The organism is Candidatus Dedyshia acidiphila, from assembly GCF_051025295.1.
GTDB lineage: Bacteria > Acidobacteriota > Terriglobia > Terriglobales > Acidobacteriaceae > KBS-83.
In genome coordinates, this window is record NZ_JBMGJV010000062.1 from 1 (window position 1) to 15749 (window position 15749).

Here is a 15749-nt window from a genome sequence, read left to right on the forward strand (position 1 = left end):
GCGCCCGCAGCCGTCGTAGACGGTTTGCGTCGGCGCAATGCAGAGCTGGTCACGCTGCTCGACCGTGTTCGCGAATCGATCGCCGCGCTGCCCCCGGCCTGAGCGCGCCTACTCGCCTGTCGCTGCGCGGTGCCGGCCGAACGTGTAGCTCAGCTCGACCCCCCGGCCGTTCGGCGTATTGATCATCGACAGCGAAAGATTGCGGCTCGTCTCTCCCCGAGCATTGCTGACATACCCGCCAATCAGGTAGCCTAGCGTGCTGCCCACCAGCACGTCGGACGGGAAGTGCTGACGCGCCACCACGCGCGTCGCCGACACACTGGCCGCAATGCCATACACCAGCAGCTTCGTGTGCCAGCTCGGATAACGCGAGGCGACCACGTGTGCCACCGTCCACGCCGTCAATGAATGTCCTGACGGCATGGATTGCCCATCCGGCCATGTGCGCGTCCCATGCGGCCAGAAGCGCCCGGTGTGATCGCCCTGCGCAGGGTCTTCGCGGTTGATCGCGTACTTCAGCCCCTCATTCAGGATCAGCGCATCCGCGATGGCTTCGCCGCTCAGCACCGCTGTCTGCTGCAGATAGTCGTCCTTGTGCCACGCGCCCAGCGCATAGCCGCCCACCACCGTGGCCAGGGGCAGGTACACGCCGCCCACATCCGAGATCTGCCGGTATCGGTCCTGGGTCGGTTTGTCCGTGCCCAGCGTGCGCAGCGCGTGCGCGTCGTAGTCGATCGCGACACCGGTCGCAAGCCCGAGCGGCGCAAGCCACAACAGATCCTTCGGCCGCAGGTGCGCCGGGCTGGTCACGATGTGGCGTTCGTCGTCAAGAACATGCCACACGCACGTCTTCAGCGCGCTCAGGTTGCACTCCGTCTGTTCCACCGGGTGGGTCGAAACCGCGCTCTGCGCCGAGGCAGGGACGGTCGCGGACATGGAGAGCAACAGTGCGCCAGCGGCCAGCCGTGCCCTCCAATGCCATCCTTTGCGAGCCTCGGCCAATCGCGGCTGCGGGCGTATGATGAGGGTGCGTATGGACTGGAAGAGCAAGCGAGTCGAGGCCCTCCTGGAGCAGGCTCTGGTCGAGGACCAGGCACTCAAAGACATCACGACAGCGTACACGATCGATCCCAAGCTTCGCGCCTCCGGCACGATCCTCGCGAAGGAGGATTGCGTCATCTCGGGCCTTGGATGCATTCCGCGCGTGCTTGAGATCTATTCGCGTTTAAGCCGCGCCGCCGGAGCTACCGAGGTGCTGCGCTACGAGGTCGTGCACCACCCGGAGATCTTTGACGGCGTCCGCGTCAAGCGCGGCCAATCCGTCGCCGTCATCCGCTCGACCGCGCGCGTGCTCCTGTCGTGCGAGCGCGTCATCCTGAATCTCATGCAGCGCATGAGCGGCATCGCCACCATCACGCGCCGCTACGTCGACCAGGTGCAGGGCACGAATGCCCGCGTGCTCGACACTCGCAAGACCGTGCCCGGTCTGCGCCTGCTGGACAAATACGCGGTCTCCTGCGGCGGCGGCGAGAATCACCGCCTTGACCTGTCCGACGGCATCCTCATCAAGAACAACCACATCGCGCTCGGGGGCGGCATTCCCAAGGTGCTCGCTGCGGCGTGTGCCGCACGCCAGCCCGGTCAGCGCGTACAGGTCGAAGTGCGCAACCGCGAAGAGCTGGAGCAGGCCATTACCGGCGGGGCGGAGGCCATTCTGCTCGACAACATGAGCCCGGCCGAGGTCGCGGCCTCTGTCCAGCTCATCCGCTCGCGCGGCCTCAGCGTTCCCATCGAAGCCTCAGGCGGCATTCAGCTCGATACCATCCGCAGCTATGCCGAGGCCGGCGTGAACTACATCTCCTCGGGAGCGCTGACGCATTCCGCGGTCGCCGTCGACCTCAGCATGCGCATCCTTGCCGAGTCGTAACTGAGTTTGTTGCTTTTGCTGGCTCGCCCGGCCCCCAGTATCCCAGAGACCGATGACGCCGCCTCCTACCCAGCCCGTGCCGCATCTTCCGATCGACCAGAGCGAGTTCCACGCCGATGCGCTCGATCTTCCCGCGCTCGATCGCGAGCTGGCCGGGACTCCCTTCGCCGGGCGCCTGCGCTTCTACCCGTCGATCGACTCGACCAACACCCTGGCCATGCGTGAAGCCGAGCAGGGCCAGGAGAGCGGCACCGTCTACCTTGCCGACGAGCAGACTGCCGGCCGCGGACGCGGCGCACACAAGTGGCACTCGGCACCCGGCTCAGGTCTTTACGTCAGCGTGCTGCTCCGTCCTGCGCTCGCCCCTGCGGATGTGCTGTGGTTGTCGCTCGCGGCAGGGCTCGCCGTGCAGGCTGCGATCCGCGAGGTCACCGCACTCGAACCTGACATCCGCTGGCCCAACGACCTGCTGCTCTCCGGACGAAAAATGGGCGGCATCCTCACGGAACTCAATGCCGAAGTCACCCGCGTCCGCCACGTCGTCATCGGCATCGGCCTCAACGTGCATCAGCCCGCGTTTCCCGCGGAGCTCTCCTCGCTCGCCACGTCTCTGCGCATTGAAACCGGCCGGGACTGGCCGCGGCAGGATTTGCTGCTCGCCCTGCTCCGTCATCTCGACCGCGAGGTCGCGCGCCTCGTCAGCGAACCGCTCGCCGTGGTCACCGCCGATCTACGCACGCGAGTCACCACCGGTTCGTCGTGGATTCGCGGCAAGCAGGTCATCGTCACCGAGGCGGAGACCTATTCCGGCGTGACGGATGGCGTTGACGAGCGCGGCTTCCTGCGCGTCCGCACTGCCGCGGGCCCACGCACCGTGCTCTCCGGCGGCGTGCGCGAAGGGAGCCTCTGACATGCTGCTCGCCATCGACGTCGGCAATTCAAACACCGTCCTCGGGCTCTACCCGCTCGACTCGCCCGAACTGATTGCGGACTGGCGCGTCACCACGCAGAAGAATCAGACCTCCGATGAGTACGGCGTCTTGTTTCTGAACCTGTTCTCCATGCGGCAGATCGACGTCTCGCAGATCACGGCCGTCATCGTCTCCTCCGTCGTGCCGCCGCTCGACAGCACCATCCGCCGGCTGTGCGAGCGCTACTTCGGACTGCGCCCCACCTTCGTCGAGCCCGGCATCAAGACCGGCATGCCGCTGCTGGTCGACAATCCCGCCGAGCTCGGCGCCGACCGCATCGTCAACGGCGTCGCGGCCTTCGCACGCTACGGCGGCCCGATCGTCATCGTCGACTTCGGCACCGCGACCACCTTCGACGTCATCACCGCGCGCGGCGAATACATCGGCGGCGTCATCGCACCGGGGCTCGGCATCTCCGCGGATGCACTCTTCTCCCGCACCGCCAAGCTCGCGCGCGTGGACATCAAACGGCCGTCGCGCGTCATCGGCACTAACACCGTCGCGCACCTGCAGAGCGGGCTGTTCTACGGCTACACCGGCCTGGTCGACGGCATCCTCGAGCGCATCCTTGGCGAGTTGGAGACAACGCACCCGGACAGCCCGAAGCCCCGCATTATCGCCACCGGCGGCCTCGCTCACATGCTCCAGGAAGATTCGCGCTACATCACGACCATCGACCAGATGCTGACGCTCGACGGCCTGCGCCTGCTCTGGGAGCGTAATCGCAGCACGCGCACGCGCAACAACCCCGCCCCCGCAGCCGGCTGACGTGCAGAACTACGTAAATTACTTCACCGAGATCGAAGAGCACTTCCAGCGCCGCCGCGGCTCGCTGCTGCTGCTCTCGACGCTCGACTGGGCGCTCGTCGACACCTGGCGCGCGGCTGGCGTGCCGCTCGCGGCGGTGCTCCGCGGCATCGACGACGCCTTCGACAAGTACGAGCAACGGCAGGCCAAAGCAACACACGCACGCACCCGTCTGCGTCGCGTCAACGGGCTCGCGTGGTGCGCGCAGGCCATCATGGAAGCCGTCGAGTCCATGAACGACGCAGCGGTCGGTGGCGTCATGCCGTCGTCCGCCGAGGCGCCAGGACTCGAGCAGGACCGCATCGCCGGCCATCTGCGCCGCGCTGCGGGTCGCATCCGCACGGCAGCGACTGCGGTGCCGGCGCTCGTCGAGATTGCCGACCGGCTCGAGCAGCTCGCCAACGCTCCGCATCGCAGTGAAGAGCTCGAGCAATCGCTCTCAGCGCTCGAGGAGAAGCTGTTCGCGCACCTGCTGACCGCCACGCCAGCCACGGACCTCGAAAGCCTGCGCGAGCAGGCCGCGCGCGAACTTGCACCATACCGTAGCCGCATGCAGGCAGTGCAGATCCGTCAGATCGAACAGCAGTTTCTGCGCCGGCGCCTGCTGGAGCGTTTTGACCTGCCGCGCCTCAGTCTCTTCTATATGGAACAGGAGGGGTGACGTGAAGCTCCGCGCCGAAAAGCCGCTCTATGGCGGCGCTTCCCTCTCGCACGTTCCGGCAGACGACCCATCTGGCCTCGCGGGCAAAACCGTCTTCCTGCCCAAGACGCTTCCCGGCGAGCTGGTCGAAGCCACACTCACCGAAGATCGCCGTAGCTACGCCACCGCACAGGTCAGCGCAATCCTCGAGCCCGCGCTCGCACGCATCACGCCCGTGTGCGACTACTACGGCCGCTGTGGTGGCTGCCACTACCAGCACGCGGAGTACGCAACCCAGCTCGCGATGAAGCGCGACATCCTGCGCGAGACGCTCGAGCGTGCTCACGTCACCGACCTGCCCGCGATCGCAACCCGGTCCGCAGAACCATGGCACTATCGCAACCGCGTGCGCCTGCACATCGCGCCCAGTCCGCGGCCGGCACTCACGTATCGCGAGGCAGGCTCGCATCGTGACCTCCGCGTCGATCACTGCCCGGTTGCTGCGCCACTGCTCGAGCAGGCCATCGCTGCGACAAATCGTGCGCTCGAAAAGCAGCCGGCGCTTGCGTCCTCACTCACGGAAGTGGAGTTCTTCACCGAAGGCGACGGCTCGAGCCTGCTCATATCGCTCTTCACGGAACGCGCCGTGCGTGCGCCGGAGCTGGCCCGCTCGCTCGCGCAGGCGCTTCAGTCCGAGCTGCCCGCGACTGTCAGCGTTTCGGTGTTTCGCCTCAACGCGAAGACCCGCCGCACCGAACTGCTGCACACGGAAGGTGCGGGCCGCCTGCATTACAGCGTCGGCGACCTTCGTTATCAGGTCAGCGCGGGCGCCTTCTTCCAGGTCAATCGCTTCCTGATCCCGGCCCTGCTCGATCTCGTCACCACTGGCCGTCAGGGCGCGGTCGCGTGGGATCTCTACGCTGGTGTCGGGCTCTTTGCGCAGGCGCTCGCGCAGCGCTTCGAACGCGTCATCGCTGTTGAGCCCTCAGCGCTGGCCACCGCCGACCTCGCCCACAACCTGCGCGGGCCAGGACATCGCTGCATCGTCGAAGACACCCGCCGCTTCCTCAACACCCCTGGCCGCGCGCCCGCACCGGACCTCGTGGTGGTCGACCCGCCGCGCGCGGGACTCGGCCCCGAGGTCACCACCAGCCTCGCCGCTGTTGCGCCGCGCGAGATCGCGTATGTGTCCTGCGATCCTTCCACCCTCGCCCGCGACCTGCGCGCGCTGCAACCATCCGGGTATCGACCCGCGGAGATCACGCTGGTAGACCTGTTCCCACAGACCTTTCATCTGGAGACCCTCGTCCGCCTGATCCACGACTGACGCGCGAGCGCCTCCAGCGTCTGCTGCCATGGCTACGCTCGTCGCTCCGCCGTCCTTCATCGCCTCGAGCACGCCGTCAGCCGTCAGCAAAGGCTGGCTCGGCGCCATTGCGTGGGATCCGCTCGACTTCGCGCGCGCGCCGCTGCTGGCCGCAGCGCTTGCCTTCGCAGCCGGCATCCTCATCGGGCATCATGTCTGGATCACACCGGCCTGGCTGCTCCTTGCTGCACTCCTGCTGGCATTCGTCACTACCGTGGGTTCGTTCCTCGCGCCGCGTATGGCCCTGCTGCCGCTACTCGCGCTATGGCTGCTGGTTGGCGGTATCGCTGCTGAGCTTGAGCCCCACCCCGTGCCGCAGACTGAGCTCCAGACGCTCGCCCAGGGCGAATCCGTCACCCTCACCGGCCGTGTCGCGCGCCTGACGTCGCCGCAACAGGTACATACGCAGCGGCCATTCTCGGATGACGAGGTTCGCGAGCAGATCCGCTCCATCGACCTCGCGGTCGGCTCTGCCACCTCGTTCGGCATCCCCATGCACCCCGTGCCCGGCGGGCTGCGCCTCTCTCTGTATGCGCCTTTCGATGAGCCGCTTACACCACTTGCCTGCGGCGATCTCGTGACCGTGTCAGCGACGCTTCGCCCACCCGAGCGTTACCGCGACCCCGGCGTGTGGAACAGCCCTGCCTGGATGCTGAGCCAGGGCATCGGCGTGATCGGCTCCGCAAAGCAGGAGAAGCTCACCGTCCTGGGCCACACCTCAAAGCGCGGCCTTCCCTGCCTCCTCCATGCAGCACAGACCGCCGGCAGCGATCGCCTGCTGGCATTCGGCGCGACTCCGGTGCATGCACTGCCCGCATGGCTCACGCTCGATCGCGACGATGCCGCCATGCTCGCCGCTATGGTGACCGGCGATCGCACCTACCTCGACAGCGCACTCCGCACTCCCTTCGAACGCACCGGCTCCTTTCACCTGCTCGTGGTCTCCGGGCTGCACCTCGGCATCTTTGCCGCTGTCGTGTTCGCGCTCGGTCGTCGCCTGCGATTGCCCCGGCTCCCACTTACGCTGCTCACCATCACGCTCTCCTTCGCCTACGCCGTGCTCACCGGCTTCGGCCAGCCGGTGCAGCGCGCGCTCGCCATGGTGTCGCTCTATCTCATCGGCCGTCTGCTCTATCGCGATCGCCGCGGGATGAACAGCCTCGGCTTTGCCATGCTCTGCCTGCTTGCCTTCGCGCCGCACGCACTGCTCGACAGCGGCCTCGAGATGACGCTGCTCACGGTCGTGGCCGTCGCGGGCCTCGCCGCTCCGCTGCTGGCACGCAGTCTTCATCCGTTCGCGCTCGCCGCACGACACATCTCCGTCGTCGGCATGGACACCGCGTTCGAGCCCCGCCTCGCGCAGTTCCGCGTCACGCTGCGCCTCATCGGCGAGCACCTGGATCGCCTGCTGCCGAGGCGCCTACGACGGCGCCGCCCCTCGCAGCGGCTGCTGGCGCTCGCCGTCCGCAGCCTGCTGCACTTCGCCGAACTCTGCCTCGTCTCCGCCGTCATCGAGCTCGTCATGCTGCTGCCCATGGTGGCCTACTTCCATCGCGTGACGACGCTCGGCCTGCCGGTCAACGTGCTGATCGTGCCCGCGCTCACGCTGCTGCTTCCGGCCGCGCTGCTCACCATGGCCGCGCTCCTGCTCACGCCGTCGCTGGCATGGCTGCCAGCCGCAGCGAGTGCGTCCCTGCTGCACGCTGTACTGGCGGTGGTGCGTACCTTCAGCCAGCTCCGGGTCAGTGAGTGGCGTCTCGCCGGACCACGCACACCCGGCGTGCTCGCCTTCGCGCTGCTGCTCGCAGCGGCTGTCTGGCTGGTGCGTGCGCGCCATCGCTTCGCCGTGCCCCTGGCCGCGCTCGCCATGATCGCCGCCGTACTCGCAGCGCTCATCTCACCATCGCTCAGTCACAGCTCTCACGCGCTCGAGGTCACAGCGATCGACGTCGGCCAGGGCGACTCGCTGTTCGTCGTCACTCCGGACGGCCACACATTACTGGTCGATGCCGGCGGTCCTGTGGGCGGCGCGCACGCCGGCCGCTTCGACCTGGGCGAGAACGTCGTCAGCCCCTATCTTTGGAGCCGCGGCGTGCGCCGCCTCGATGCGGTCGCGCTCACCCACGCACACAGCGATCACATGGGCGGCATGGCTGCCGTGCTGCGCAACTTCCACCCACGCGAGCTCTGGGTCGGCCACAACCCACCGACGCCCGCCTACAAGGCCCTCCTCGACGAGGCGTCTCAACTCGGCATTCCCGTTCGCAGCTTCTCCGCCGGGCAGGCTCTCCCCTTCGGCGCAGCCTCGATCGACGTGCTCTCCCCGCGCGCCGAGTACGAGCCCGGCCCCAACGCCAGCAACAACGATTCGCTTGTGCTGCGCCTGCGCTATGCCGGACACGCAGCACTGCTCGAAGGGGACGCCGAAGCCCCGAGCGAAGCCGCGATGCTCTCGCTCCCTGCGGACGCGCTCTCGGCCGATCTGCTCAAGGTCGGCCACCACGGCAGCAAAACGTCCAGCATCCCACCCTTCCTCGCACGCGTTGCGCCGCACTACGCCGTGATCTCCGTCGGCCCTTTCAACAGCTATCACCATCCCCGTTGGGAGACGCTCGACCACCTCGAAGCGCAGGGCGCGCACACCTGGCGCACCGATATGCTCGGCATCTCCACCTTCCTGCTCGACAGCGATGGCGTGCACCCGCAGCCGTCACCCGCGTTGCCCGAATGAAACTGATGTGGTCCATAGGCAGTCATCCGCGCCGCCAGGCGAGGGATCGTTTTAGGGGTGCGCCGCATCTTTTCTAGGTGTAGAGTGCTGCGAAACCTGGCACGCACTCGAGAGGGGTCCTGCATGCGATCGGAGACAGACAACAGCACAAAGGCAAGCGCTCCAGAGGCACGTTCCGTGCTCGAGCAGCAACGCGAAGAGCGCAACCTGCGGCGGCTGCAGCTCATGATGAACATGGTCATGGCCGTCATCGCGCAGGACGCGAGCCTTACCTACGAGGACGCACTCGAGATGATCAGCGACACCCGTCGCGCCGCCCTCGCCATGTTTCCCGACAAGGAGCTCGCCTATGAGCTGCTCTACCAGCCGCGGCTGCAACGGCTCATGCGCGAGCGCTTTCGACTGCAGTAGTCACACACCCGCTCACGGTCCGGGCGTGAGCCGCACGTTTTCGTACTCGTGCCGCAGGCTCAGATCCTCTTTCACCGTGAAGCACTCCCGAAACACGCGCCGGTTGCGCAGATCCAGGTAGTCGAGGCCCAGTCGCGGCCCGCTGCACGTCAGGTGAACGTAACCGTTCCAGCCTGCCTTTGTGTGTCCGTCGCTGAGCCGATAGTCACTGCGTGCATCGTAGAACTTCAACCCGCGACGGCTCCTCGGCTGCAGGCCACACTCCACCGGCATGCCGCCATGTCCGATGCACCGCGCAAATGCCGGAAAGCCACCGGGCGTGCGCCGCTGCTTGTAGATCGCCAGGCGGTGCTCGTGCCCATGCAGCCAGACGACCTGCTGCAGTGGTGAAAAGAACTCCGCGAGCTGGCGCGCCGGCCGCGGGTACAGATCGTCGTCGAACGCACTGGCGTACGGATGATGTGTAAGAATCACCGTCGCCTTCGGTCGCTCCTGTGGACGGACGACGGCGCGCAGCCACTCCATCACGCTCGGCTCCAGATGCCCATCCGCATGCACCCAGCTCAGCCGGTTCATGCCGGGAATCCATCCCAGCACCGGCAGCCCGACGGAGTTATAGCCGGTGTCGAGCCCCAGGATGCGCCAGTGCTCTGACTCGAGCGCGAAGTAGCTCGCCTGCTGCGCTGTGCCATCGCCGGTATCGCAGTACGGCAGAACGGAGCGAAAGAACGGCTCGCCTCCGCCGTACATCTCGTGATTGCCGGGGATCGCGAAGGTGCCCACCCTGCCGCGCGGCCACGCGACCGGCGCGTACGCATTCACCCGCTCACCCAGAAAGTTGCCGCGCACCTCGTGTTCGTCACCGACGTAGTAAATATCGCCGAGGTGAACGGTATAGTCCGGCTCGCATGTCTCGATGGACTCGGCGACCTGCGCCGCTTCCTGCGTGCCGGTCCCCCAGTCCGCTGCAATCGCCAGGTGCACGGTTCCGTTGCCATGCAGTGTGCGCATGTCATGCACGCCGGTCGCCGCGCCCTGGTACGCGGGATACGGACCGAAGCGGGGCCGCAGCATCTGCTGCACATAGCTCGACAACCAGCGCCAGCTCTGGTTGGGAAGAAACGCAGCGAGCCCGGGCCGCGGCAGCACCGGCGCCAGCCGCGTGACGCGCCGCTGGTAAAACGACAGCAGCCGCGAGCGCCCGAACAGCGGCAGGTTGCTGCCGCGCGCAATCACGGATGGCTTGCGGGCGCCGCGCATGCGCCGTCTACGCTTGCGGTCGAGTGCCATTCTGCCCGCTGGACGGGCTTTTACCTCGCGACTGCGCTGCGGCTACTTGGTTTCGATGCTGGTCAGCCGCAGCGTGATGGTGCCCCAGAATAGCCGGGCGCGCATCTGCACGGGTAGATGACGATTGTCATCGGAGTACCAGATCCAGATATTCCCGCGGTTCTTCACCACGCCCGCATCGGCCGTCGGCTCCACCCGGATGGTCTGAAACGTGCCCGCCACGGTCTTGATCTCCTCCCGTGCCTCGGGTTTGAAGGTCACGCCCACCACGCGCATTGCATCCGCCAGCGGCATCGCAAAGCTCTGCCCGACTTCGAGGTGCTGCGCACCCGCGATGAAGATCGCCGACATCAGGTCAGTGACGCATGGCGGAATCGGTGCTTCCTGGTGCCGGTTCGTGGCCTTCAGGATGTTCTTCTCATCCAACACCTGCCGCTTCGCGCCGTATTGGAACTGCAGTGTGCTCGTGATCTGCCGCCGCCCCTCCAGCAGTTGCTTGGAAAAGTACTGCGAGCAGCCTGTCTTCCTCTCGAACGAAGATTGAAACCGATCCGCCACCTTGAATAGCAGGCTCACCGCGCCGATTGAATCGCCGTTCGCGCGCACGTGCTGCGTGTTTCCATCGCTCTCGAGATAAAAAGTGGCCGTGCCAGCCGGGAACACGCGCCAGTCCACGCTGTAGGCCAGCGTCTCTTTCTGCGGCAGGTACTGCTGCTGTGGCGGCGGCAGCGGTGGCAGTTGCTGTGCGAACAGTGCGCTCGTCAGCAAGAGCGCACAGGGGAGAAGGAGCAGTCGCCTCAAGCAAGGTCCTCGCGCATGGTGTCCTTTCCCGCCAGCAAAGAAATGAACTACTGAGTCGGCAGCAGCGCCCGGCCCCAGACGAACAGCCGGACCAGGAGAACCACGTAAATCGTCGCAGTGCCCAGGGCGGCATTGTACTCGCGGTGCTTGCGGTAAAGCGCCCCGGAGAACCCTCGGTCACCCGCCTCCACACCTTCCGTCAGCGCCGGACGCAGCCGCGGAATCAGCCGCGGCACGCGCCGCGCATACTCGTCAAAGCCACTGAACTGCGTGCGCAGATAGCGCTCTTCATCGCGAATCACCGGTACATAGATCACCGTAAACAACACCGCCAGCACCAGCGCCACCCACCAGCTGTGCGCCGCAACCGCGAAGCCAAACGCGATCAGCATGGAGCCGAGATACAGCGGATTTCGCGTGTACGCGTACGGACCCGTCGTCGTCAGCTCCGCATTCTTCTGCACGTATCCGGATGCATACGCGCGCAGCAGCACACCGGGCACCACCCCGATCAGGCTCCACAACAGCGAGTGCACAGATGGGTGCGCGGTCAGCAGGTAGTACAGCGCGAACACGAAGCCCATCGGCACCCGGATGCGCCGCGCCACGCGGCTCCAGCTAAGGTTCACGCGTGTTGCTCCGCATGCAACAGTTCGCCTGCTGCTTCGAGGACTTCCTCGCTCGTAATGGTCAGCAGCCCCGCCTCGGGTTCGCTGCGTCGTGCGTGATCGCGCCGGCTCTCCGGATGCCGCAGCACACGAAACGGCACGCCCCACGGACCATTGCGCGCAGGATCGGTCGGGCCATAGATGCCGACGACCGGGCGCCCGAGCGCGCACGCCAGGTGTACCGGCCCTGTATCGCCGCCGATCACGATCGCACTGCGTCTGGTCATTGCGATCAATTCTCCCATGCTGGTCGCGACTGCGAACGCACGGCTCTCACTTGCCAACACCACTGCATCGGCGATCGCCTCTTCACCGGGCGCGCGATTCACCGCAACGCGATAGCCCCGCCTCGCCAGCGCTGCGGCGACCGCGCCGTAACGCTCTGCCGGCCAGCGCTTCGCGCCCCAGCCCGCGCCCGGATGCACCAGCGCCAGCGGCTCTCCACCAGGCACGAGCGATGCCACACGCTCCTCCGCCGCGTCATCGATCGGCAACGGCGGCAGCACCGGCAACAGCACACGCCCTACCGCGGCTGAGACAACCTCGGCCGCCTGCTCGATCACATGCGTGCCGCTCGTCGGCACTCGCTGCGCGAAGAACCACCGCGCCGGCGCCTCGCGTGGGGATGCCTCACCCACCAGCCGTGCATTCGACGCACGCCCGATCAAAGCAGAACGCACAGCCCCCTGCAGATCGATGGCGATGTCGTATCGCTCTCGACGCAGCGCACCGCGCAGCGCCTTCATCTCCGACCAGGTCGTTGCCGAGAGCGGACGCCGCGCCCAGCTCCGCGCCGGTGCAATGTGGATACGGTCGACCAGCGGCATCGATGGCGTATGCGGCTGCGCACCGCTCTCCGCCGATAACAATGGCGCCCAGCGCGGCTCGATCACCCATCCGATATGCGCCTCCGGCAGCGCCGCGCGGAGTGCCGCCACGGCAGGCATCGCATGCAGCACGTCACCCATCGCACCAAGCCGCACAATGAGCAGCCGCGCGTGCTCGCCGGTCGGACTGTGGGTGTGTGTCATCGCTCGACGGGGTAAGACAAACTCCGATTCTCTCACGCTGGCTGCGTCGCCCGCAGCCGCTGCTCAAGCGCCGAAAGCGCCACTCCCTCGTCCTCGAGCACCACGCGCAGCGGTGCTGTCAGCACCGGCGCAACCTGTTCCAGCCGCGCTCGCGGTTCGCTCGCCAGCCGCACTGCATCCTTCTCCGTCGTCACGAAGCACGCGGCCTTGTGCGACCTCGCCAGCGCGATCAGTTCCTCTACATCACGGCGAGTGAACCGATGGTGATCGCGCCAGTGCCGCGAAGCGCCGGTGACCACACCCTCAGCCCGCAGCTGCTGTTCGAACTCTGCCGGCCGCGCAATCGCGCTGAACACCACCGCGGCTCCAGGCAGCGTGGGAACCAGCAGCTCACGACGCATGAACCACACGGCTGCCTCGGGTCGCATGTAACTCCGCACACGCTCCTGAAGATCGCGGTCCCCTGCGCGCAGCACCACGACATCCGCACGCCGAAGCGCCGCCAGCGGCTCGCGCAGCCTTCCCGCCGGCAACAATGCACCGGTCAGGTCCGATCGATGCAGCAGCACGATCTCCGCATCACGCGCGAGCTGCCTATGCTGCATGCCATCATCGAGCACGTGCACGTGGTGCTGGCCCTCATCGAGCGACGCCTCTGCCATGCGTCCCGCCTCGGCCCGCTCCGCCGCGACAAACACCGGCACCTCCGCAGCACTCGCGATCAGCACCGGCTCATCGCCGAACAGCCGCGCCGCATCCGGCCGCGCCGTCTCAACGCGCGCTGCCCGCCCCGTGCTGCGACCGTAGCCGCGCGACAGCACATCGACTGACCAGCCACGTTCCACCAGCGCTCGCGCCAGCAGGATCGTGAACGGTGTCTTGCCCGCGCCCCCGACCGACAGATTGCCAACACTGATCACCGGCCAGCGCAAGCGCGCCACCTCGCGCGTACCACGCCGGTAGCGTGCATCGCGCACCGCCAGCCCCGCTCCGTACAGAGCAGACAGCGGCAGCAACGGCCAGCGACGCAGGTTCACGGCTCGCCCTCGGTCATCAGTGCAAGCACGGCACGGAGCGCCCGCTCCGTCGCACCGGCCTGCTCCGCAAACACTGCCTGCCCGCGTAGTCCCATTGCGCGCGCGGCTTCAGCATCGGTCAGCAGCGACCCGAGCACTTCTCCCACCTCCGCACGTGTCACGATGCGCAGCGCTCCCGCAGCACGAAGCGTCTCGGCCACGCTGCGAAAATTCTCGACATGCGGGCCCATCACCACCGGCACTGAGCAGCGCGCCGGCTCCAGCGGATTGTGCCCGCCCGCGTCCGTCAGGCTGCCACCCACAAACGCCACCGCGGCCAGCCCGTACACCGCGCCCAATTCACCGATCGTGTCCAACAGAAAGACACTGCCCTGCGCGATCGCTTCGCCCGCCCAGCGCGATCGTTCGATCAGCGGCAGCCTGCGCTCGCGAACCAGCGCGGCGACGTGTGCGAAGCGCTCCGGACGCCGCGGCGCCAGCACCAGCACCGCCCCGGGCACGCGCGCCGCAATCGACGGCCACGCATCGAGAAGCACACATTCCTCATCCTCGAGCGTCGAGCCGGCCACCAGCACACGCGCGTCCGCCGCGAGTTTCTGCCGCATCTGCTCCACCAAGGGCGCCGACCGTGGCGGCCGCGCGTCGTACTTCAGATTGCCGCCCACCTCCACGCGCTCTGCGGGCACACCGATGGCGACGAAGCGCCGCGCATCCTCCTCCGACTGTGCCTGCACCAGCGACAGCATGCTGAGAAACGGCCGCCACATCCGCTTCAGTCGCAGATAGCGCGGCAGGGAGCGATCCGACACGCGCGCATTCACGATCGCCACTGGCACACGCTCGCTGTGCAGTTCCTGGAGCAGGTTCGGCCACAGCTCGCTCTCCGCCAGCACCAGCAGTCGCGGCCGCAGCACGCGCACCGCATCGCGCACTACCCACGGCAGGTCCAGCGGGAAATAAAAACAGCGTGTCGCCCCGAAGCGCTCCCGAGCCATCTGCTGACCAGTGCGCGTCGTCGTCGAGATCACGACAGCTCCCTGCCCCAGCCGCGCATCCAGCTCTTCGACCAGCCGCGTGATCGCCACCACCTCGCCGACCGACACAGCATGCACCCACACCTGCTGTCGCCCGCTCTGCATCCGCGCCACGCGCGACGCACCCTCGCCCAGCCGCTCGCGCAGACCATCGCGCCATCTCGGCCGAACGACACTCAGCGGCACAAACAGTGCGCACGCTGCAAGCAGCACCAGGTTGTAGAGAAACAGGATCACGAGGGCTGCCCGCAGACTACAGGGGAGCCGCCCCGGACGCTACGGCTCGGCTCCCGCACGCTCTATTGCGCCGTCTAAACTCTCACGATGACTGCCCTGAATCCCGAAGACATTTGCAGCAGCGGAGTGCTCTAATCATGCGTATGCGGATCGCCGCTCTCCTGCTCGCCTCGCTTGCCGCTGCTGCTCCCCTGCTGGCGCAGCATGCACCTCCGGCCGCATTGGCTGCCGACCAGTACCCCGCCTTCACGCGCGACGCGCAGGACCACCTCACCATCGCGGTCGATCCGTACGATACAGGGCAGAAGGCCTCGATTTTTCGCCTCAACTACCCCACGGTGAACATCATCCCAATTCGCATCATCATCACCAACGACGGCGACACGCCGATCTCGCTTGAGAACGCGCGCATTCACTTCATCGGTGCATCCGGACAGAAGGTACTCGCAGCCGAGCCGCGCGATGTCGAACGCGCCATCGACCGTGAGCCAGATCCGCGCCGCGCCATTCCCATCGGCCCCTTCAAGATCGGCGGCAAGGGCAAGAACCGCGACAAGCAGGTCGAAGAGGACTTCTCCAACTTCGAATACAACGCACTCGCCGTCGAGCCGCACACCACACGCGCCGGCTTCCTCTTCTACGACCTCGGCAGCGTGCAGAACCCGCTGGCCGGAGCGCACCTCGAACTACGCCGCATCGAAACAGCCGACCACCGCGAACTCTTCGCGATCGACGTGCCGTTCGATCCCTACCTGAACAGCAAGGCCGCGCACTAAGCAGGCTAGACGCCTTTTTTTT

At 66.8% G+C, this 15749-nt stretch carries 15 protein-coding genes; 8 read left to right on the forward strand and 7 right to left on the reverse strand.

Features of this window, described 5'->3' with window-relative positions:
* Window positions 1–108: 108 nt before the first annotated feature.
* The gene (locus tag AC5IJH_RS17480) at window positions 109–936 is read right to left on the reverse strand and encodes a phosphatase PAP2 family protein (protein ID WP_491904111.1); all 828 of its coding nucleotides are present in this window, start codon (window positions 934–936) and stop codon (window positions 109–111) included.
* Between the two features lie 97 nt (window positions 937–1033).
* Between AC5IJH_RS17480 and nadC the strand changes: the two genes are divergently transcribed.
* The 7 genes from nadC to AC5IJH_RS17515 all read left to right on the forward strand — a co-directional run bounded on the left by nadC (window position 1034) and on the right by AC5IJH_RS17515 (window position 8853).
* On the forward strand, window positions 1034–1927 hold the full coding sequence (gene nadC, locus AC5IJH_RS17485) for a carboxylating nicotinate-nucleotide diphosphorylase (protein WP_491904112.1): 894 nt from the start codon (window positions 1034–1036) through the stop codon (window positions 1925–1927).
* A gap of 76 nt (window positions 1928–2003) precedes the next feature.
* The gene (locus AC5IJH_RS17490; RefSeq protein WP_491904113.1) at window positions 2004–2837 is read left to right on the forward strand and encodes a biotin--[acetyl-CoA-carboxylase] ligase; all 834 of its coding nucleotides are present in this window, start codon (window positions 2004–2006) and stop codon (window positions 2835–2837) included.
* Between the two features lies 1 nt (window position 2838).
* Entirely contained in the window at window positions 2839–3666 is an 828-nt protein-coding gene (locus AC5IJH_RS17495; protein WP_491904114.1) for a type III pantothenate kinase, read from the forward strand.
* Window position 3667: 1 nt separating this feature from the next.
* Window positions 3668–4366 carry a hypothetical protein gene (locus AC5IJH_RS17500; protein WP_491904115.1) on the forward strand — a complete coding sequence of 233 codons (699 nt, stop codon included), beginning with the start codon at window positions 3668–3670 and terminating at the stop codon, window positions 4364–4366.
* A gap of 1 nt (window position 4367) precedes the next feature.
* Entirely contained in the window at window positions 4368–5672 is a 1305-nt protein-coding gene (rlmD, locus tag AC5IJH_RS17505; RefSeq protein WP_491904116.1) for a 23S rRNA (uracil(1939)-C(5))-methyltransferase RlmD, read from the forward strand.
* A gap of 28 nt (window positions 5673–5700) precedes the next feature.
* A complete protein-coding gene (locus tag AC5IJH_RS17510; RefSeq protein ID WP_491904117.1) occupies window positions 5701–8442 on the forward strand; it encodes a ComEC/Rec2 family competence protein in 2742 nt (913 codons plus the stop codon).
* Between the two features lie 123 nt (window positions 8443–8565).
* Window positions 8566–8853, forward strand: coding sequence for a hypothetical protein (locus AC5IJH_RS17515; protein ID WP_491904118.1), 288 nt, complete (start codon window positions 8566–8568; stop codon window positions 8851–8853).
* A 12-nt stretch (window positions 8854–8865) separates the two neighbouring features.
* Here the strand turns inward: AC5IJH_RS17515 and AC5IJH_RS17520 are convergent, their stop codons facing one another.
* Genes AC5IJH_RS17520 through AC5IJH_RS17545 form a run of 6 tightly spaced genes read right to left on the reverse strand, consistent with a single transcriptional unit; the run spans window position 8866 to window position 14951 of the window.
* Window positions 8866–10143 carry a metallophosphoesterase family protein gene (locus AC5IJH_RS17520; protein ID WP_491904119.1) on the reverse strand — a complete coding sequence of 426 codons (1278 nt, stop codon included), beginning with the start codon at window positions 10141–10143 and terminating at the stop codon, window positions 8866–8868.
* A gap of 42 nt (window positions 10144–10185) precedes the next feature.
* The gene (locus AC5IJH_RS17525; RefSeq protein ID WP_491904120.1) at window positions 10186–10944 is read right to left on the reverse strand and encodes a DUF3108 domain-containing protein; all 759 of its coding nucleotides are present in this window, start codon (window positions 10942–10944) and stop codon (window positions 10186–10188) included.
* A gap of 47 nt (window positions 10945–10991) precedes the next feature.
* The gene (locus AC5IJH_RS17530) at window positions 10992–11573 is read right to left on the reverse strand and encodes a methyltransferase family protein (RefSeq protein ID WP_491904121.1); all 582 of its coding nucleotides are present in this window, start codon (window positions 11571–11573) and stop codon (window positions 10992–10994) included.
* A complete protein-coding gene (locus AC5IJH_RS17535; RefSeq protein WP_491904122.1) occupies window positions 11570–12643 on the reverse strand; it encodes a glycosyltransferase family 9 protein in 1074 nt (357 codons plus the stop codon). The genes AC5IJH_RS17530 and AC5IJH_RS17535 overlap by 4 nt, the downstream gene beginning before the upstream one ends.
* Window positions 12644–12675: 32 nt before the next feature.
* Window positions 12676–13680: a tetraacyldisaccharide 4'-kinase gene (lpxK, locus tag AC5IJH_RS17540; protein WP_491904123.1), complete on the reverse strand. Its 1005-nt coding sequence runs from the start codon at window positions 13678–13680 to the stop codon at window positions 12676–12678.
* Window positions 13677–14951, reverse strand: a complete 1275-nt coding sequence (locus tag AC5IJH_RS17545) for a 3-deoxy-D-manno-octulosonic acid transferase (protein WP_491904124.1) — start codon at window positions 14949–14951, stop codon at window positions 13677–13679. The genes lpxK and AC5IJH_RS17545 overlap by 4 nt, the downstream gene beginning before the upstream one ends.
* A gap of 143 nt (window positions 14952–15094) precedes the next feature.
* Here AC5IJH_RS17545 and AC5IJH_RS17550 point away from each other — a divergent pair, with 143 nt between their 5' ends.
* Entirely contained in the window at window positions 15095–15727 is a 633-nt protein-coding gene (locus AC5IJH_RS17550) for a hypothetical protein (protein ID WP_491904125.1), read from the forward strand.
* Window positions 15728–15749: the final 22 nt, after the last annotated feature.